The sequence below is a fragment of the Erwinia oleae genome, from assembly GCF_000770305.1.
GTDB classification, from domain to species: domain Bacteria; phylum Pseudomonadota; class Gammaproteobacteria; order Enterobacterales; family Enterobacteriaceae; genus Erwinia; species Erwinia oleae.
This window is the reverse complement of record NZ_JNVB01000083.1, coordinates 1-18,171: the sequence shown is the minus strand read 5'-3', so window position 1 is coordinate 18,171 and position 18,171 is coordinate 1. Positions and strand designations below refer to the sequence as shown.

The window sequence follows — 18,171 nt, the reverse complement described above, 5'->3', positions numbered from 1 at the left end:
TCGTAACCTGAACCGGGGAGATCTCTATGAAAAAATCACGTTTCACTGACAGCCAGATCATGTCCATCCTGAAGCAAGCCGAGGCAGGAACGCCGGTGGCCGAACTGTGCCGCGAGCATGGCATGAGCAACGCCAGTTTCTATAAGTGGCGTTCACGCTTTGGCGGGATGGATGCTTCCATGATGACCCGCCTCAAAGAACTGGAAGAGGAAAACCGTCGCCTCAAAAAAATGTATGCTGAAGAGCGTCTCAAGGCCGAAATTATTCAGGAAGCCATGGCAAAAAAGTGGTGAAGCCATCGCGTCGAAAGCAGATGGCGCAAGAAGCCGTCAGGAGCCGAAACGTCAGCGTGCGTTTTGCCTGCCGGCTGTTTGTTGTCAGCGAAAGTTGCTATCGCTACCAGCCGCAACGAAATGAAGAAAATGACGTCATCGCCGACTGGCTGCTCCGTATCACTGACAGTCAGCGTAACTGGGGATTTGGCCTGTGTTTTCTGTATCTGCGTAACGTAAAAGGTTTCCAGTTTAACCATAAAAGGGTGTACCGGATTTATTGCGGGTTGTCGCTTAACATGCGGATCAAGCCGAAAAAACGACTGAAACGGGATAAACCTGAGCCACTGATGGTGCCTGAAAGTGGCAACGAATGCTGGTCGATGGATTTCATGCATGATCAGCTATCGGATGGACGTTCTGTTCGTTTACTGAATGTTATCGATGACTTTAATCGGGAAGCGCTGGCGATTGAGGTGGATTTTTCCCTGCCAGCGAGTCGGGTGGTCAGAACGCTGGAGCAGCTCATTGAATGGAAGGGAAAACCAGCAGCTATCCGGTGCGATAACGGGCCAGAATATACAGGCAGGATACTGATGTCATGGGCGGCCCGACAGAATATAACCCTGCGTTTTATTCAGCCCGGTAAACCTCAGCAGAACGCTTATATTGAGCGATATAATCGTACAGTACGCTATGACTGGCTAGGGCAGTACCTGTTTTCCTCGCTGGATGAATTACAGGACTATGCCACACGCTGGCAATGGTTTTATAATCACGAGCGTCCGAATATGGCATTGAATGGCTACACGCCGATGCAGCATATTCAACGCATGACCTGATTCTACTTATCACCTCCGTTAAAAATGGGAGGATTACCCTGTAGATGCTTTTAAAACATTATCATTCCTTCATGAAACTAACATCCTAATTTAACCTAGCTCACTCCAAACTTTCGCAATTGGCACAAAGCGGACATGCACTGAAAGAGCAGCTCACGTGCATGTATTAGCTTCTTCCATTGCCGCTTTTACTCTGAGAATAGTCTGCCGTGTAGTGCCGAATTCGCGGGCAATCGCGCTGATACTCCACCCTTCATTAAGGCGCAGGAACACAGCTTTCTTTTGTTCGTCATCCAAAGCTGGCGGGCGACCAAAACGTTTTCCAGATGCCTTAGCACGCGCGATACCAGCATGCGTACGCTCGATTAACAGATCCCGCTCAAATTCAGCGACCGCAGAAATTACCTGCATTGTCATTTTACCGGCTGGACTGGTGAGATCTACTCCGCCCAATGCCAAGCAATGCACCCGTATTTCTGACGCAGAAAGCAGCTCAACGGTTTGTCTAATATCCATGGCGTTGCGTCCCAGGCGATCCAACTTCGTTACGATTAAAACGTCACCGTTTTCCATTCGATCAAGCAAACGCATAAATCCAGGACGCTCAGCAGCCGCGACTGAACCACTGATGTATTCTTCAATCAATCGCTGGGGTCTGATGACAAACCCGGCCGCTTCGATCTCACGACGCTGGTTTTCAGTGTTCTGTTCGAGGGTCGACATCCTGCAGTAGGCAAAAACTCGTGACATGGTGTTATTTTGTGTACGAAATAGATGTACTTATTATAAAGCATGTACGAAATGTAAAACACTAACTTTCGGACATGCTACATAGATAGTGTATGAAACCGGTCGGTTTCGTACATCTTCTAATATATCTGTCCGAAAGTAAGTGAAATTCATTTCGTACAGGTGTTATAATTCGGACATCCATTTCGTACGGAAAGTTTCCTATGTCACGAGTTTTTGCCTACTGCCGGGTCTCCACTCTGGAGCAGACCACAGAAAACCAGCGTCGTGAAATTGAAGCGGCGGGTTTTGATGTTCGTGCTCAGCGATATATTGAGGAACATATTAGTGGTTCGGTTGCCGCAAGTGAGCGACCTGGATTTATCCGACTGCTTGACCGTATGGAAAGTGGCGATGTTCTGATAGTCACCAAGCTTGATCGCCTGGGCCGAAACGCGATGGATATCAGAAAAACGGTAGAACAACTGGCAGATTCCGATATTCGTGTCCACTGCTTAGCTTTGGGTGGAGTAGATCTCACCAGCCCCGCGGGGAAAATGACCATGCAGGTTATTTCTGCCGTGGCAGAATTTGAACGGGACCTACTGCTTGAACGCACACATTCAGGTATTGCGCGGGCAAAAGCGGCAGGGAAACGTTTTGGCCGTCCCTCTGCCCTGAACGAAGAACAAAAACAGGTCGTTATTGAGCGTATTAATTTAGGCTTAAGCATCAGCGCCATTGCCCGAGAGTTTAGTACTACCCGTCAAACCATACTTCGGGTAAAAGCCGGATCTAAACTGCCATAAGACTGGTCTCTATTTGACCAAGTTGTCAAAGGCGTTAGATTGATTTTACCTGTATTGAAAACAGATTTAGCTCGTTAATAATGCACTCAGGTTCTTCACTGAAAGGCATGTTGTTCAAATCTAAAACGCCATCATTTTTTTGAGGGTTATCTGCCTGTAAGTCCGTAAAGAGAGGTGTAAAATCCAGTTGTGCCTCCCCTCGCTCAGCGACCAGCTCAAACGTTTTATTTGTGGCTGCATCGTTACTCAACGCACTGACCAGAACCTGGGCGATTTGTTTTCTGGATATCACACCATCTTCCGGCGTTCCTGCATGGTGTCGATCCCCCTGGAGCATAACGATTCTGTGCTCATCATCATTGTTGTAGTCAAACCAGCCGGGCCTGACGATGGTATAGGGATGGCCACTCGCCCTGACCAGACGTTCGGCACGTCTTTTCCAGTCATGAACCTCAGTGCGTTGATTCCAGGTGCTGAGCCGTTCAGTCACGCCAATCGTGGTCATTAAGCCGATGCGTACAGACGTATCCCTGAATAGTCGTAAAATGTTACGTACACCACCGTAATCTATCGCTCTGGCCCCAATACGCCCCTGGCCATCGGAACCGAGAGTGAAGATGATGGCATCAATATCTTTCGGCAAATCGGTAAGTGTTTCAGGCATTGAAACATCGCCGTAAAAAACATCCGTTCCACGCGGAAGTAATTTTACTTTCCGTTTATTTCTGACCAGCGCCACGGGCTGATGGCCTATTTCGATAGTGGTATTCACGACATGAAGACCAATACTTCCGGTCGCGCCTGCAATGAGTATTTTCATGATAAACCCTCTGATAATTCAGACTTATTTTCTCTACAGTCAGAATATCAATTATCATTATTGTCAGTAATGGGGCTAAAATGATTGTGTCTATGAACACCCTTCATGAGTGCGCGTTGAAGGGAATGTCTCCATAAGGAAATCGCCGATGCTCAAAGAAAACTTCAACGAACTGCAAATCTTTCTTGTGGTAGCGAGGGAGCGAAGTTTTACCAAAGCAGCGGGTAAACTGGGGGTTTCTCAGTCTGCACTCAGCCACGCGATGAAGGCCCTGGAGGAACGGCTAAATATCCGACTTCTGACCCGCACTACCCGAAGCGTTGCCCCCACAGAAGCCGGTGAGAGAATTATCGCCTGCCTTGAACCCCGTATTGCCGATCTTGAGCAGGAGCTGGAATCGCTTGTTCAACTGAACGGCACTGCCTCCGGCAATATCCGTTTATCTGCCGGGGAGCATGCAGCGCGAAGTCTGGTATGGCCTAAGCTAAAGCCCTTTCTCAGGGAATACCCGGAAATTAATCTCGAACTGGTGGTTGATAACGGTTTTGTCGATATTGTTGAGGGGCGTTTTGATGCCGGGATCCGCCTGGGCGAAAGCGTAGATAAGGATATGATCGCGGTGAGGATTGGACCGGAAATGCGCATGGCAGTGGTGGGAGCACCGTCCTATTTTGCCGCTAACCCCGTACCAGAAACACCGCACGAGCTACAAACCCATCGGTGTATCAATATGCGCCTGCCGACTGCCGGTGGTCTTTACCACTGGGAGTTTGAGAAGAATGGGAAACCGTTACGGGTCAGAGTGGAAGGACAGGTAACGTTTAATCTGCAGGCGGAAAGGATTGATGCGGCTTTATCCGGTTTTGGCATCGCCTGTATACCTGAAGACAGGGTGCAGGATTATATAAAGTCAGGAGAGCTTATTCAGGTTCTGCAGGACTGGTGTCCGTCTTTCCCCGGATATTATCTTTACTACCCCAGCCGTAAGCAGCATCCGCCCGCTTTTGCGCTGATGATCGATGCCCTTCGCTACTCAGAATAACGGGTCCGCCAATCGCAGCGGACCCGTCGGGGCATTAACGGCCAGTGCGAGCCTGATGCTCAGGAGAGTAACGTTCGCCGACGACTTTAATCGTTTCAAGCGCCTGGGTTATCTGCCGTGAGTCATCCTGCGAAAGAATGATGTCGGCAGCCCCCAGGTTTTCTTCCAGCCGGTGTAGTTTGGTGGTACCAGGGATAGGAACAATCCACGGTTTTTGTGCCAGCAACCATGCCAGCGCAATTTGCGCAGACGTCACGCCTTTCTCTGCTGCCAGTTCACCCAGTAATGAGACCAGCTTTTCATTGGCTTCAATCGCCTGTTCGGCGAAACGCGGCACGGTGCTGCGGTAATCATCCTTGCCAAACGTTGTTCCTGGTTTAATCGCTCCCGTCAGGAAGCCTTTGCCTAATGGGCTGAAGGGCACAAAACCAATACCCAGCTCTTCCAGTAGCGGCAGGATTTCCTGCTCAGGCTCGCGCCACCACATGGAATATTCGCTTTGCAGCGCAGTGACCGGTTGTACGGCATGGGCACGACGAATGGTTTGCGCACCCGCTTCGGACAGACCGAAATGTTTAACTTTGCCTTCCGCGATCAGGTCTTTCACTGCACCCGCAACATCTTCAATGGGGACATCCGGGTCGACACGATGTTGATACAGCAGATCAATGACATCAGTCTTAAGGCGGCGTAATGATCCTTCCACAGCTTCACGGATATGCTCCGGACGGCTGTTTAAAATCTGCTGCTTATTGTCATCGCCAAAGGTAAAACCAAACTTGGTGGCAATGACCACACGGTCACGAAACGGTTTTAAGGCTTCACCGACAACCTCTTCATTAAGGAAGGGGCCATACAATTCAGCTGTATCGAAAAAAGTAACTCCACGTTCAACTGCTGTACGAATAAGTTCTATAGCCTGACGGGTATCTGTTGCAGGGCCGTAGGCATGGCTGAGCCCCATGCAACCGAGTCCCAGAGCGGACACTTCTAGCCCAGATTTACCTAAAAAGCGCTTTTGCATTGAATGAATACCTCTTTTATCGCGGCTTAAACATCAAGTTTGCGGCCAGTCAGCCATTCCACCATCGCCGGGTCTCGGTGTGAGAAGAAGGCACTGGTTGCGGTGTCGAGGGCAGCAATCTGCAGCATATCCTCAGAACTGAGTCTAAAATCGAGAATGTCGATGTTCTCTGCCATGCGCTCTTTCCGCACCGATTTCGCCAGTGAAACGATGCCCCGCTGGAAGATCCAGCGCAGTACCACCTGGCCCACACTTTTGCCGTACTTCTGACCAATTGCCGTTAATACGGGATGCTGGAACAGACCATTTTTACCTTCAGCAAACGGTGCCCAGGCTTCCGGCTGAATGCCACGGCTTTGATTCCATGGAACCGCATGCAACTGCTGGTTGAAGGGGTTAACTTCAATCTGGTTTACCGCAGGGGCCACTTTGTTGAAGGCGATAAGGTCGGCCAGTCGGTCAGGATGGAAGTTGCTGACGCCAATGGCGCGAATTTTGCCTGCCTGTTGCAGTTCTTCCATAGCACGCCAGGCTCCATGGACATCGCCGTAAGGCTGGTGAATCAGATACAGGTCAACGTAATCAAGTTGCAGCCGATTCAGGGAGCGTTCGAACTGTGCTTTAGCACCTTCGTAATTGGTATCCTGGAGCCAAAGTTTGGTCGTTACAAAGAGTTCGTTACGTGCGATACCAGTCTGTTTCAGTGCGTTCCCGACCTGGGTTTCATTCTGGTAGGACGCTGCGGTATCGATCAGGCGGTATCCTGTATCGATAGCGTCAATCACGGCTCTTTCGCATTCGGCGGCATCCGTCATCTGGAAGACACCAAAGCCCAGAAGGGGCATTTCTATACCGTTGTTCAGTTTTACAGTTTGCATGACGTTATCCTTCAGCTGTTGTGTAGGAAAAGCATAACGCAAAGTTATTTATTCTATTAGAGGGGGTAATTAACTAGGGTTTATTAGATGTATTCATTAATCTTTGGAGGGCTGACGCTCTGTTTTGTGAGCAAAGCAAACCGCCATATTCAACACTTTTTTTCGGCAGGATTAGGCCACTTTATTTTTTATAAAGATGATGTTTGTATTGAGCCTTCAATAATGAAGACTCAATACTGGCTCTTCCTATTGCAGGTCTTTTTCCTTCAGGAATTTACTCACCAAATCGGCAATCTGCACATTATTGAGGTCAGAGAACGGGAAGTGGGTATTCCCATTGATCCCCACTTCAGGCAGATGCGTCACAGTCACATCCCCGCCATGCTTGTTCACCACATCACGCCAGTCGCGAGCCATCGCCAGACGTACGCGCCAGCTGTCCTGCGCGGGCATGGCGACAGGTTTATCCGGTATGTTATCGCCGTAAATAATCAGAATCGGGATTTTGGTCAGAGCCATAAACTGCTCCATCGGAACAGGTTCACCCTTCAGCGTGTCGAACGCGCTTGGCATAGGGGCTGGGAGTTCTTTTTCCGGGAAGACAAAGCTGCTGCCAGGCTCGAAGGCGACAATGGCTTTGACCTTGTCGTTTTTCATCGCCGTGTACCAGCCTGGTCCGCCCCCCTGAGAGTGGGTGAAGAGGATAGCCGGGCCGGATTTATCCACCACTGCGGACATCGCATCAGAGATAACATTGATATCAAACGGCCCGGTGTTCGGGGTCATCTGACGGAAATACTGGTTCAACGCTTCTTTGTCGTGAGAGAACTGAACGTCTTTAAAATACTCTGGCCACACGCCAACTCGGAACTGGTTAAACCACATTTGTTCATCCGGTTTAGGCGTAACAGTACCTTCTACCGTTGTGCGCCCGGCGCTGCCCCGGCGTGGCTGATCGACAAGATAGGTTGAGAACCCACGACGCAGGAATATGTTCTGGAAACCTTCGCGACCATCCGGGGTGCTTTCCCAGGTACGGGAGAACTGACCTGCGCCGTGCAGCATGACAATAGGGTATTTATGCGGATTCTCGGGAATTTGGTAGAAAACAGACGCATGATCGCCATGGTAGGTTTGGCCAGCAGAGTCCAGCGGCTTTTTCGCGTCAAATGTTCCTGGTGCGGTGATGATAGTGCCGCCAGCAGAAAAGCTTCCTTGTTCCTGAATGACCAGCGGCTCGGCATAGACCGACTGAGCCACCAGGCCACCCGCCATTACGCAGATGGCCAGCGTTTTTAAGATTGTCTTCAAGATTACATCCTCTGTTATGTTTGCCGTTCAATCATATCTGAGTTGTCAGCGTTAATTATTTAGCACCCCTGATTGCCTTTATTTGGCAGACTCATGAATGCGGACGATTAACTGCGTATTGTCTCTAACCAACTGGTGACCGTTTCAGTGGTTCTTCGCTCCTGGTCGCATTCAATAACCAGCGGTTTTTCCCTACGCGCAGTTGGGGCGAGACGGGCAAGGATGTCGTCGCTGTCTCCATTACCGTAGCCACCGTGGGTAATGAAGGGGATGAGTAATTTGCCCGCAAGGTTGTGGCTGCTGAGAAATGTTTGCACTACAGGCGGCACGCTGGTCCCCCAGATCGGAAAGCCTAAATACAGGGTCTCGTAGCGTGAGATATCTGCGACGCTATTTTTTAATGCGGGTTTTACTCCCCGCTCACGCTCATTTTTCGCCTGTTCAACGGTCTGAAAATAGTCTTCTGGATAAGGCGTAGCCGGTTCGATTTCAAACAGATCGGTATTCAGGCTGCGGTGAATGACGCCCGCAATGACTCGTGTATTTCCGCTGCGGGAAAAGTACGCCACCAGAACACGGCTTTTACCCTGCACGTTTGTGGTTCCGGTCGCAGCTGATGCCAAAGAAATGTTCGCCAGCGTGAGCCCGGCAAGTGCGGTGATTAACATTCTGCGGTTGGGATCATGCTCCATAACCCACTCCTAATTGTTTGCGAGCGCCTGTTGCAGCGCCTTTTCAGCTCGCGTTGCTGCATCACTTTCGCCATGTTCACGCAGAACCTGTGCCAGCTGGCGCAGCTGCGCTGCCGTCAGGCCGACCCGCATGCTTGCTCGTGTATGCGATAGCAACTGGGCTTCAACGCCTGGTGTGGCCGCTAATGCGCCAACCGTTGCCAGCTCGCGGCTTTGCCAGTCGAAGTTATCGCGGGCGAAAATGTCGCCGAAAAGATGCGTTTGCAGGAACTGGTTAATCACTGGGGCAAAATCAAACAGCGGTCCCTGGACGGCAGCGCCTGAGATTTTTGTCTGGTTTGCGGTACCGACACGGCGAAGTTCATCTCCGACAGGGATCGGGGCAACCGGTTCTTTACCCTCAACGTCTTTGATACCACGTTGTTTACGTGCTTCGACGACCGTCATCAGTTCACTAAGCGCATTCAGGCTACGGGGGAAGCCCGTATAGGCATAAAGCTGGACGAGAATCTCTTTGGTTTCGTTTATCGTGAGCCCTGCGTCAAGACCCTGATTCAGCGCTGCATTCAGCTTATCCATCTGACTGCTGGCCATCGATGCCGCTATCAACGGGATGGACTGTTGGCTGGCTGACAGCGTATCTGAGACCGTTTGTTCGTGGTTCATTTCTGAGGCTCCTTTATTGACGGGCGCAGCAAGTGCCGCGAGACCAAAACCAAAGGTCAGCAGCACCGCTGCCGCTAATGCCTTAATGGGCGTGGTATTGTTCATCTGTCACTTTCTCCATCCAGTTAACGCTTTTGCCATCTACAATCCCGGTTATCGCCAGATGCGTCATCGCGCTGCCGGGTGCCGCCCCGTGCCAGTGTTTGATCCCCGCCGGGCAAGAGACAACGTCACCGGCGCGGATAACCTGCACCGGCTGGCCTTCTTGTTGGGTGAGCCCAACACCCGAGGTCACAATCAGCCGCTGACCTGCCGGATGCGTATGCCAGGCGGAACGAGCGCCGGGTTCAAAGGTGACATAAGCCCCAGAAACACGGATGTCGTTATCCGGTTTGAAGAGAGGATCAACCCTGACGCGACCGGTAAAGTTCTCGGCTGGCCCGAACACCGCATTCTGACTTCCTGCGGGGGCGATATGGACAGCAGGATTTTGCTCCGCAGCCCAGGATGAAAAGGTGAAGAAGGGCAGTAACAGCCCGAGGTAACGTAAATGTCCGATCATGCAAAGCGTCCTTATCAATGAAGAGGGGGATTGCCTGCGATGATTTTATCGAGGGGGTGATGACGTCAGGCTGACGCCCCCCTGACAATTCTGTCAGTTAACCCTGGTCCCGGCTCAGTGTCGGAGTGAGCATTACCCGCCGCTTTATCCGCTTGTATCGCAAAGGTGAGGCCAAATGTATTGATGCCACCTTCGCTACGGGCAAAGACATCTCCCCGGTGCATAATGGCGACGGCACGTACGATCGACAGGCCCAGCCCATGATGGGTATCACTCCTAGCCCGGGAGGTGTCAACGCGATAGAACCGCTCGAAAAGCCGGTGTAAGTGCTCTGGCGATATCGGTTCGCCAAGGTTTGAAACTTCAACACAGGCCTGATGACCGGTTTCGCTTAACCGTACCGTAACCGTGCTGTTGGAGGGGGAATGTCTTGCGCTATTTTCCAGTAAATTAGCCAGTGAGCGGTGGAACAGTCGCCGGTCGATGTGCGCGGTGACGTCGCCCTCAACATCCATAGAGAGCTGTTTTTCAGCAAAAGAGGGTTCAACATAATCCGCTGTTTTCAGGGTTTCTTCCCGCAGGGACACTTGGGTAAGCTGGGACGCATGCTCACCCGCATGGGCATGGGACAGGAACAGCATGTCGTTTACGATCGACGTCATACGTTCAAGCTCTTCCAGATTAGAACCCAGTAACTCTTCCAGTTCATCTTGTGAACGTCGGCGTGAGAGCCCCAGTTGTGTCTGACCAATCAGGTTAGTCAGCGGTGTACGGAGTTCATGCGCAACATCGGCATTAAAGCTTTCGAGCTGCCTCCAGGCGACCTCTTGCCGTTCCAGCACGCCATTAAAAGATGATGCTAACTGCTGTAATTCGTCAGGTAATGCTTCGGTATTCAGGCGCTGACCAGAGTCCCCGGGAGCGAGTTGCTGGGCCTGTTTACTGAGCGCCCCAACGGGACGAAGACCGATCCTTGATACGATGTATCCCAGCAAGGCGACAATCACGACGCCCAGTGCAGTAATGATCAGCAGTGTACGCGTGAACGCATCGAGCGTGCCCATGTACGGCGTGGAGTCGATGGCAACCACATAGCGCAGCTCAGGTCTTTCTCCGTTCGCGGGGATGGTTTTGACTAACAGAAACAGCGAGCATGCGCCTTCCGATGCACCGGGCACTTTATTAAAGCCCTCCTGCAAAGAAGACCACTGTACACCCACCGGTGGTGTTCCCCCCATGCTGAAGCGTGGGTTATCACTCACAATCCAGTAGCGAACGCGCTCACCTTCAGAATTGGTTAACACGGTGAATTTATTGGCAAGCAGTGACCAGCCGTCCGCCGAGGTTCGTGCGGTGATCCACGGACTCATCAATGATTCCCGGAACAGCAGTTCGTTATGCATCTGCTTTTGCAAAGAGTCATGTAAGGAGCTTCTGAGCAGGATGCCGATAACGGAGACAATCAGCAGCGCGGATAAGGCAAACATCAGCGCCAGGTGGACGGAGATGGAACGCTTAGGCATGCTTATCCCCTTCATTTATGCGGACCGGACTTCGAGGACATACCCCATGCCACGAACGGTATGCAGTAGTTTGATATCGAACGGGGCATCCACCTTGGCTCGAAGTCGTTTAATGGCGACTTCAACCACGTTGGCATCGCTGTCAAAATTCATGTCCCATATCTGCTCCGCAATCATCATTTTTGACAAAATCTCCCCCTGATGCCGGGCCAGAAGGCTTAACAGGGAAAACTCTTTTGCGGTCAGTTCCAGTCGCGTTCCGTCGCGAAATACCCGGCGAGCCAGTAAGTCGAGATGCAGGTCGTGAATTTGCAGCTGGGTGATGTCTGCGCCATCCGTAGCGCGGCGACGCACCAGCGCCTGAATACGCGCCACAAGTTCAATAAGGGAAAAGGGCTTGGGCAGATAATCATCCGCGCCAAGACGAAGTCCTTTAACGCGCTCGTCGACTGATCCCCGTGCAGAGAGCATCAGCACCGGCGTCTGTTTGGCTGCCCGCACACCCTCAAGTACCCGGTAGCCGTCCATCCCCGGCAACATCACGTCCAGTATTATCGCGTCGTAGTCGAACTCCAGCGCGTAATGAAGACCTTCAGCGCCATCCGCAGAGACATCGACCGTAAACCCGGACTCACTCAACGCACGGTTGAGATAGGTTGACGTTTTTTCTTCATCTTCGACTAACAACAGGCGCATAACGGGACATCCTCTTAACTTTTCAATGGTGCTTCAACATCGGAATACACCTGAACAGCATCCGGCAGACGTTGCCCCTGGATAGTGATGGCATCCAGTGAGCGGGTGAGCTCGGTCATCTCTATGGCTGTCAGCGACACGCCAGTAGCTGTTGTGTTTTGCAGCATATGGTCTTTATTGGTGGTGCCAGGGATGGGAACAATCCAGGGTTTACGCGCCAGGAGCCATGCCAGTGCAATCTGTCCCGGTGCGGCATTTTTTCGTATTGCCCAGGATTTCAGTAGTTCAACCAGCTGTAAGTTGTGTGGCAAGTTTTCAGGCGAGAAACGCGTTTCTGTCGCGCGGAAATCACCGGCAGCGAACCGGGTATTCTCATCAATCCAGCCCGTTAAAAATTGCACGCCGAGTGGGCTCCATGGCACGAACCCAATGCCCAGCTCTTCACACACCGGAAATACCTGCTTTTCAGGGCCACGCCAGAGCATGGAGTATTCACTTTGTACGGCGGTAACGGGTAATGCTGCATGAGCGCGTCTCAACGTGTTGATGCCCATTTCAGACAGACCCCAGTGCAGGACTTTCCCTTGATCCATTAAATCTTTCACCACACCGGCGACATCTTCGATCGGGATCTGTGGATCAACCCGGTGTTGATACAATAAGTCGATGCGATCGGTACGCAGGCGTTTGAGCATATTGTCGACGACCTGCCTGATATGCTCCGGCCTGCTGTTAAGGCCCGGCAGACGCTTCCCCGTCTGTTGGTCAATGTTCCAGCCAAACTTGGTGGCGATAACGATTTTGTCCCTGAACGGGGCGACGCCTTCCCCGAGAATTTTTTCGACTTCAAACGGGCCGTAGGCTTCAGCAGCGTCGAAGAACGTTACCCCTTCATCAAATGCCCGGTGGATAACATTGATCATCTCGGGACGCCAGGGAACGGAGGTGTCGTATTTGCGACTCATGTTCTGCACGCCCAGACCGACGGCAGAAACTTCCAGCTTCCCGAGTGTACGCTTGCCAGAAGCAGCATTGCGTTGGCTGGATTGTCTGGATGAATCGACCTGAGAGGATTGGCTCGCCGCTGATACGTGCGGAATCAGCGAGGCGGCGGCAATACCGGCCCCGGCGACTAATAACTTGCGCCGCTCTGGCATTGTTGGGGCATTCTGGCTTTTCATTGATCGCTCCGTTTCTCACAAAATTGAACATGAATCTCATTTAAGCGAGGCTATTCTGCCTTCGGATTGCCAACATAAAGCTGACGGTTACCTGACAGCGCTGTCAGAAACACCTACCTATCCCAGTCTGTTTCCTGACAAAAATGTTATTTCCCTGTCACGATGCTGACAGCCCTCTCCGCCTAATCTGAGCCTGCAAATTTGATTCCGCGAGCCTGTATAACCAGGCCGACACTCATCGGGAGAGACCATGAAATTCACGCTTATCAGTGCAATGCTACTCACGGCAATGGCTGGGGTGACCTCAGTCAATGCGGCTGATTACAAAAAAAATCCATTCACACTCGTCTATGACGGTGCCATCACCGAGAACGTCAAAGGCAAGGTCAACATTCATCCGGTGAAATACGATCTGCATGGCATCCAGATTGCTGCGAATGTCTATACCCCTGCTAACTACGATCCCGCCAAAAAATACCCTGCGGTGGTGGTTGCACATCCTAATGGTGGCGTAAAAGAGCAGGTCGCCGGGTTGTATGCCCAGCGTCTCGCCGAGCAGGGCTACATCACGATTACCGCCGACGCGGCTTATCAGGGCGCTAGCGGTGGGATGCCTCGCAGCGTGGATAAACCCGCTAATCGCATTGAGGATATCCATGGCATGGCTGACTACATCAGCCAGTATCCCGGTGTAGATACCGCCCGCCTTGGTCTGCTGGGTATTTGCGGAGGCGGCGGGTATTCACTTGTTGCGGCCGAAACTGACAAGCGGTTCAAATCGATAGCAACCATCAGCATGTTTAATTCAGGCCTTGTGCGCCGCAACGGTATGCAGGATTCACAGCTGGATACTATCCAGCAGCGTCTTCAGCAGGCTTCTGACGCGCGTGCTCAGGAAGCAGCCGGAGGAGAAGTGCTTTACTCCGGCGATGCCAACCTGACTGATGAACAGATTGCTAAATTACCTTTTGCCTTATATCGCCAGGGCTACGAGTACTACTGGAAAACCCATGCGCATCCGAACTCCACGTTTAAATACACCACCAGCAGTCTTCTGGATTTGATGAGCTTTGACGTAACGGACCATATAAATCTCATCAATAAACCGCTGCTGATGATTGCCGGTACAAAAGCGGATACGCTCTATATGACTGAAAATGCGTTCGCGAAAGCCACCGGTACGAAGGACAAAGAACTCTTCCTGATTGATGGCGCTACCCATATCGAGACGTATTGGGTGCCAAAATACGTTGACCAGGCAATGCAAAAGTTAGACGTCTTCTTCGATAAGAATATTTAGTTAGCCTCCGATGACGCCCCAGCCGCGCAGGCTGGGGTATGTCCATCAGCTGTAGCCATTTTCCGCTTGCGTGTTCACGCGATAGACCCAGATTAACGAAGTTGCGGTTAAAGATAATTACGCAGCTTGAATAGGCGCTATGAATGGAATTCATAGACCTAATCTGGAACCGGGAATGAAAAGGATGAGCCTAATGTGACAGGATGGATCTGGAGAGAGTGAATCATTCACTTCAAATTACTTTCAGGCGGAGAAGCAAATGAGTACGCAAGAGCCAACATTTAGTGAGGTAGTAAAAAACAGGTACTCGGCAAGAGCCTTTCTTCCATCTCCTATCCCCAGCGATATCCTCAAAGACATTTTGCTCGAAGCGCAATGCGCACCATCCAACTGCAATACACAACCCTGGTCCCTGCATATCGTTGCAGGAGATAAACTTCGTGAATTAAGCCACGCACTGACGGAAGATCTGAGGGCGGGGAACTACAGTCTTGATTTTACGTTTGATAAAGAAGCTTATCCCGAGCCATTCAGGCAACGGGCTTCGGAGCAGGGGCACTCGTACTATCAGGCACTGGGCGTTGCGCGGGGGGATAACTTAAGTCGCTCAGAAGTGGTCGAGCGTAATGTGAGATTTTTCGGCGCGCCTCATGTTGCTCTATTGTTCATTCCGGCTGTTGGAGACAACGTTCGTGTTGCCTCGGATGCGGGTATGTATGCGCAGACATTCCTGCTTTCTCTGGCAGCTCGCGGTTACGCAGGCGTTCCACAGGCAGTGCTGAGTTATTTTGCCCAAACGGTGCGTCGAATATTGAATGTTCCTGAGGGCTTCAGGCTGCTTTACGGTATTTCTTTTGGGATCCCAGATAAAACGCATCCCTCCCTGAGCTACAGGGAAGGGCGGGTATCTCTGGACGAAAGTGTCGTCTGGCATCAATAACGACGTTTTATTTTTTTAGCTGAACGGTCAGTGCCATCAGGGCGCTGGCTACTGTAAACAACGCAATTATCCAGCCCATCGTCCATGGCGTGCCATCACTGAACAGAGCGAGAAGCAGTGAAGAGACGATGCCACTGCCGTATTGTAACGCGCCCATTAGCGCCGACGCGGAGCCTGCTACATTAGGCACTGCATCAAGTGCGCAAGCCGTGGATGTTGCAGCGATGATGCCATTCATAGAGAAAAACACGAACACAGCGCCGACAATCACGGTAATTCCACCTACACCCAGGCCGGTCGTGACCGCCAGCACTATTGCGGCAATAGTGGCGATGAATACGGCATTCCTGAGCAACGCTTCCAGTGGGTAGCGGTGAACCAGGCGTCTGTTGACCATACTCACAGCCATTAATCCCACAATGTTTACTGCAAACAGCCAACCGTAATGCTGCGGGTCAACACCGAAGTACGTGATGTACACAAACGGGGAGCCCGTGATAAAGGCGTAGGCCGCGACGTAATAGAACGTCAGACACAGAGTAAACCGCATGTATTTGGCGTTGGTTAGCAAGGCATAGTAGTTTTGAAAGGCTCTGGTTACGGAGGCTTGAGAGCGTTTTTCAACAGGTAATGTCTCCGGTAACCAGAATAAAGACATCAGCATTAATGTTCCGATAATCGCCAGCAGCCAGAAAATGGCATGCCACGAGGTGACTTTAATCATTTGCCCGCCGATTAGGGGCCCGGCAATCGGCGCGATGGCCATAATGATCATCAGAGTTGAAAGCATTTGTGCTGCACGAGTACGACTAAACAAGTCACGGATCATTGCTCGAGCCAGCATCGGCCCGGTACAGGCACCTAACGCCTGAAAAACACGCCAGAAGACAATTTGCACGATATCCGTTGATAACGCGCAGCCCACCGAACCGATGATGAATAGACCTAAACCGATAAACAGCGGCAGTCGACGCCCATAACGATCGCTAATCGGCCCCCAAATCAGTTGTGCAACGCAAAAGCCGATAAGGAACCCTGTGATTGTCAGCTCTGCATCACCCTGTAAATCTTTCGCCATGACGGGCATAGCCGGAAGATAAATGTCGGTTGATAAAGAGGTAACAGCCATCAGGGCGCTGAGTATGAGCAGAAACGAGAGACCGGTTTTTTTAGCTGTAGCTGACTGTGTTTGTGCCTGTTGATTAAGCATGGGGATCCGTTGGACATGAAGAGATAAGGGGCATGTTAACGGGTTTGTTCATGCGGATAATCACAGGTGGGAGGATAGGGACTATGAATGACATTCATTAATATTGTGAATTGCGATGGTAGTGAAAGAATGTTTTGAACAGGCGCTTATCTTAGTGCCTTAAAGGGAGGTATCGTTTCCGTTTCAGGATCGATTTGTGTTTGCAGACAAGGGCATGAATCATCAGATCATAAAACAGCATCCCCCTTTCTAATATAAGCAAAATTTCGTCATAAAGTCGTCGGTTAGTCTTAGCGAATGGAAGGGACTTCCCCTGGATATGCACCTGATTAACTTTCGTGCAATCATGGGATAAATATTGACCCAGAGGGATTCGTTATGACCATCACTACTGTCGGTATCGATCTTGCTAAAAATGTGTTTGCAGTTCACTGCGTTGACCAAAATGGTAAAGCAGTTCTGGTTAAACCCAAGGAGTCACGTGCAGCACTTCCTGAACTCATCGCAGGTTTACCTCCCTGTGTAATTGGAATGGAAGCCTGCTCGGGTGCCCACTATTGGGCAAGATTATTCAGGCAGTATGGCCATGATGTCCGGTTGATGGCCCCAAAATTTGTCTCACCCTATCGCATGGCGGGTAAGACCGGGAAAAATGATGCAGCTGATGCAATAGCTATTTGTGAGGCTGTGCAGCGGCCGCATATGCGCTTTGTACCCGTCAAAGACGAAAGTCAGCAGGCAATGCAGTGCTTGCATCGGACAAGGCAGGGATTTATCCAGGAAAGAACGGCAACGTATAACCGTCTTCGGGGTCTGGTATCCGAATTTGGGATTATCGCCCCACAAAGCACTGATGCTCTACGTCATATTGTTTCTGACCAGAGGGAAACTCTGCCAGTACAGGTCAGGCTTTGCATTGATGATCTATTGGCTCATATAACTAATATTGAAGAAAAAATCGCCGAATATGACAGGGTATTATCTCGTGTGGCCAAAACAGACCATCGCAGCCAGCAGTTAATGGAACTGAAAGGTATTGGCCCCACAACAGCGAGCGCACTGGTCGCCAGTATTGGCAACGCACATGATTTTAAAAACGGGCGCCAACTGGCAGCCTGGCTGGGGTTAACGCCATCGCAATACAGCAGTGGTGGAAAATCAAAGCTTGGCAGAATAACGAAAGCCGGTGATTCATATCTGAGAACGCTGCTGGTACAGGGAGCTCGTTCTGTGATGATAGGGGCAGAGAATAGAACGGACTCGTTTAGCCGTTGGGTCTGCTCGTTGATTGGCAGGCGGGGATACTGGCGTGCTGTCGTTGCAATCGCTGCCAAGAATGCGAGGTTGTGCTGGGCATCATTACATTACGGCGATGACTTCAAACTGTATTCGGCAACATGAAAAATTTAACTGTGTAGTAACTGAACTGCAACTCGTTGATGGTAAAGGGTTAGACCCCCGTGAGAAGTATCTGCATATCCTACTGGATATCACTATCCGATTAGCGAAGGAGGATCTCACGAGCGTCTTTCATCAGGGTCCGAATCAATAGAGATTCAACGTGACCGTTTATAGTAGCGCAGTCTTATCCCTTGCCCTTCATTGATGAACAGACAGAAATTAAAAACCGGCGTTGACTGTTCGGGGAAGCCCTTATAGTTGACTGTTCGGGGA

Annotated in this window: 18 protein-coding genes; 6 read left to right on the top strand and 12 right to left on the bottom strand. The window is 51.0% G+C overall.

Annotated features, from left to right (window positions below; all coding sequences use genetic code 11):
* Positions 1-26 precede the first annotated feature (26 nt).
* A protein-coding gene (locus GS12_RS19795; RefSeq protein ID WP_085939535.1) for an IS3 family transposase occupies positions 27-1,114 on the top strand; the annotation gives its coding sequence in 2 pieces (ribosomal slippage) (positions 27-279 and positions 279-1,114; 1,089 coding nt in all).
* A 153-nt stretch (positions 1,115-1,267) separates the two neighbouring features.
* On the opposite strand, the gene GS12_RS19790 is transcribed toward GS12_RS19795, so the two are convergent.
* Positions 1,268-1,864 carry a recombinase family protein gene (locus GS12_RS19790; protein ID WP_034950043.1) on the bottom strand — a complete coding sequence of 199 codons (597 nt, stop codon included), beginning with the start codon at positions 1,862-1,864 and terminating at the stop codon, positions 1,268-1,270.
* A 203-nt stretch (positions 1,865-2,067) separates the two neighbouring features.
* Here GS12_RS19790 and GS12_RS19785 point away from each other — a divergent pair, with 203 nt between their 5' ends.
* On the top strand, positions 2,068-2,652 hold the full coding sequence (locus GS12_RS19785; RefSeq protein ID WP_001572335.1) for a recombinase family protein: 585 nt from the start codon (positions 2,068-2,070) through the stop codon (positions 2,650-2,652).
* 34 nt (positions 2,653-2,686) lie between these two features.
* Here GS12_RS19785 and GS12_RS19780 read toward each other — a convergent pair whose 3' ends face one another.
* Positions 2,687-3,472, bottom strand: a complete 786-nt coding sequence (locus GS12_RS19780) for an SDR family oxidoreductase (protein ID WP_001572334.1) — start codon at positions 3,470-3,472, stop codon at positions 2,687-2,689.
* Between the two features lie 148 nt (positions 3,473-3,620).
* Here GS12_RS19780 and GS12_RS19775 point away from each other — a divergent pair, with 148 nt between their 5' ends.
* Complete coding sequence (locus GS12_RS19775) at positions 3,621-4,514, top strand: LysR family transcriptional regulator (RefSeq protein ID WP_034950038.1); 894 nt, start codon at positions 3,621-3,623, stop codon at positions 4,512-4,514.
* A gap of 34 nt (positions 4,515-4,548) precedes the next feature.
* On the opposite strand, the gene GS12_RS19770 is transcribed toward GS12_RS19775, so the two are convergent.
* The 9 genes from GS12_RS19770 to GS12_RS19730 form a co-directional block, all read right to left on the bottom strand.
* Positions 4,549-5,538 (bottom strand): aldo/keto reductase, encoded by a 990-nt coding sequence (locus GS12_RS19770; RefSeq protein WP_034950035.1) that lies wholly within the window; start codon positions 5,536-5,538, stop codon positions 4,549-4,551.
* A 26-nt stretch (positions 5,539-5,564) separates the two neighbouring features.
* Positions 5,565-6,416 (bottom strand): aldo/keto reductase, encoded by an 852-nt coding sequence (locus GS12_RS19765; RefSeq protein ID WP_034950032.1) that lies wholly within the window; start codon positions 6,414-6,416, stop codon positions 5,565-5,567.
* A 246-nt stretch (positions 6,417-6,662) separates the two neighbouring features.
* Positions 6,663-7,727, bottom strand: a complete 1,065-nt coding sequence (locus GS12_RS19760) for an alpha/beta hydrolase (RefSeq protein ID WP_034950029.1) — start codon at positions 7,725-7,727, stop codon at positions 6,663-6,665.
* 107 nt (positions 7,728-7,834) lie between these two features.
* Complete coding sequence (locus tag GS12_RS19755) at positions 7,835-8,419, bottom strand: flavodoxin (protein ID WP_034950027.1); 585 nt, start codon at positions 8,417-8,419, stop codon at positions 7,835-7,837.
* A gap of 9 nt (positions 8,420-8,428) precedes the next feature.
* On the bottom strand, positions 8,429-9,190 hold the full coding sequence (locus GS12_RS19750; protein ID WP_034950024.1) for a carboxymuconolactone decarboxylase family protein: 762 nt from the start codon (positions 9,188-9,190) through the stop codon (positions 8,429-8,431).
* Positions 9,168-9,647, bottom strand: a complete 480-nt coding sequence (locus tag GS12_RS19745) for a (R)-mandelonitrile lyase (protein WP_034950021.1) — start codon at positions 9,645-9,647, stop codon at positions 9,168-9,170. The genes GS12_RS19750 and GS12_RS19745 overlap by 23 nt, the downstream gene beginning before the upstream one ends.
* Positions 9,648-9,712: 65 nt before the next feature.
* The gene (locus tag GS12_RS19740) at positions 9,713-11,170 is read right to left on the bottom strand and encodes a heavy metal sensor histidine kinase (protein ID WP_034950019.1); all 1,458 of its coding nucleotides are present in this window, start codon (positions 11,168-11,170) and stop codon (positions 9,713-9,715) included.
* A 15-nt stretch (positions 11,171-11,185) separates the two neighbouring features.
* Entirely contained in the window at positions 11,186-11,866 is a 681-nt protein-coding gene (locus GS12_RS19735) for a heavy metal response regulator transcription factor (RefSeq protein WP_034950016.1), read from the bottom strand.
* Positions 11,867-11,880: 14 nt separating this feature from the next.
* Positions 11,881-13,047 (bottom strand): aldo/keto reductase, encoded by a 1,167-nt coding sequence (locus GS12_RS19730; RefSeq protein ID WP_179191986.1) that lies wholly within the window; start codon positions 13,045-13,047, stop codon positions 11,881-11,883.
* A 274-nt stretch (positions 13,048-13,321) separates the two neighbouring features.
* On the opposite strand from GS12_RS19730, the gene GS12_RS19725 reads away from it, so the two are divergent.
* The gene (locus tag GS12_RS19725; protein ID WP_228705033.1) at positions 13,322-14,347 is read left to right on the top strand and encodes an alpha/beta hydrolase; all 1,026 of its coding nucleotides are present in this window, start codon (positions 13,322-13,324) and stop codon (positions 14,345-14,347) included.
* A 259-nt stretch (positions 14,348-14,606) separates the two neighbouring features.
* Positions 14,607-15,287, top strand: a complete 681-nt coding sequence (locus tag GS12_RS19720; protein WP_034950011.1) for a nitroreductase — start codon at positions 14,607-14,609, stop codon at positions 15,285-15,287.
* A 7-nt stretch (positions 15,288-15,294) separates the two neighbouring features.
* On the opposite strand, the gene GS12_RS19715 is transcribed toward GS12_RS19720, so the two are convergent.
* Positions 15,295-16,497, bottom strand: coding sequence for a multidrug effflux MFS transporter (locus tag GS12_RS19715; RefSeq protein WP_034950010.1), 1,203 nt, complete (start codon positions 16,495-16,497; stop codon positions 15,295-15,297).
* 378 nt (positions 16,498-16,875) lie between these two features.
* On the opposite strand from GS12_RS19715, the gene GS12_RS19710 reads away from it, so the two are divergent.
* Positions 16,876-17,898 (top strand): IS110 family RNA-guided transposase, encoded by a 1,023-nt coding sequence (locus GS12_RS19710; protein WP_034950008.1) that lies wholly within the window; start codon positions 16,876-16,878, stop codon positions 17,896-17,898.
* Positions 17,899-18,171 lie beyond the last annotated feature (273 nt).

What these genes read in the sequence shown, in the direction of transcription:
- GS12_RS19790 (WP_034950043.1), bottom strand. Translation starts at nt 1,864, where the DNA reads ATGTCACGAGTTTTTGCCTACTGCAGGATGTCGACCCTCGAACAGAAC.
- GS12_RS19785 (WP_001572335.1), top strand. Translation starts at nt 2,068, where the DNA reads ATGTCACGAGTTTTTGCCTACTGCCGGGTCTCCACTCTGGAGCAGACC.
- GS12_RS19780 (WP_001572334.1), bottom strand. Translation starts at nt 3,472, where the DNA reads ATGAAAATACTCATTGCAGGCGCGACCGGAAGTATTGGTCTTCATGTC.
- GS12_RS19775 (WP_034950038.1), top strand. Translation starts at nt 3,621, where the DNA reads ATGCTCAAAGAAAACTTCAACGAACTGCAAATCTTTCTTGTGGTAGCG.
- GS12_RS19770 (WP_034950035.1), bottom strand. Translation starts at nt 5,538, where the DNA reads ATGCAAAAGCGCTTTTTAGGTAAATCTGGGCTAGAAGTGTCCGCTCTG.
- GS12_RS19765 (WP_034950032.1), bottom strand. Translation starts at nt 6,416, where the DNA reads ATGCAAACTGTAAAACTGAACAACGGTATAGAAATGCCCCTTCTGGGC.
- GS12_RS19755 (WP_034950027.1), bottom strand. Translation starts at nt 8,419, where the DNA reads ATGGAGCATGATCCCAACCGCAGAATGTTAATCACCGCACTTGCCGGG.
- GS12_RS19750 (WP_034950024.1), bottom strand. Translation starts at nt 9,190, where the DNA reads ATGAACAATACCACGCCCATTAAGGCATTAGCGGCAGCGGTGCTGCTG.
- GS12_RS19745 (WP_034950021.1), bottom strand. Translation starts at nt 9,647, where the DNA reads ATGATCGGACATTTACGTTACCTCGGGCTGTTACTGCCCTTCTTCACC.
- GS12_RS19740 (WP_034950019.1), bottom strand. Translation starts at nt 11,170, where the DNA reads ATGCCTAAGCGTTCCATCTCCGTCCACCTGGCGCTGATGTTTGCCTTA.
- GS12_RS19735 (WP_034950016.1), bottom strand. Translation starts at nt 11,866, where the DNA reads ATGCGCCTGTTGTTAGTCGAAGATGAAGAAAAAACGTCAACCTATCTC.
- GS12_RS19730 (WP_179191986.1), bottom strand. Translation starts at nt 13,047, where the DNA reads ATGAAAAGCCAGAATGCCCCAACAATGCCAGAGCGGCGCAAGTTATTA.
- GS12_RS19725 (WP_228705033.1), top strand. Translation starts at nt 13,322, where the DNA reads ATGCTACTCACGGCAATGGCTGGGGTGACCTCAGTCAATGCGGCTGAT.
- GS12_RS19720 (WP_034950011.1), top strand. Translation starts at nt 14,607, where the DNA reads ATGAGTACGCAAGAGCCAACATTTAGTGAGGTAGTAAAAAACAGGTAC.
- GS12_RS19715 (WP_034950010.1), bottom strand. Translation starts at nt 16,497, where the DNA reads ATGCTTAATCAACAGGCACAAACACAGTCAGCTACAGCTAAAAAAACC.
- GS12_RS19710 (WP_034950008.1), top strand. Translation starts at nt 16,876, where the DNA reads ATGACCATCACTACTGTCGGTATCGATCTTGCTAAAAATGTGTTTGCA.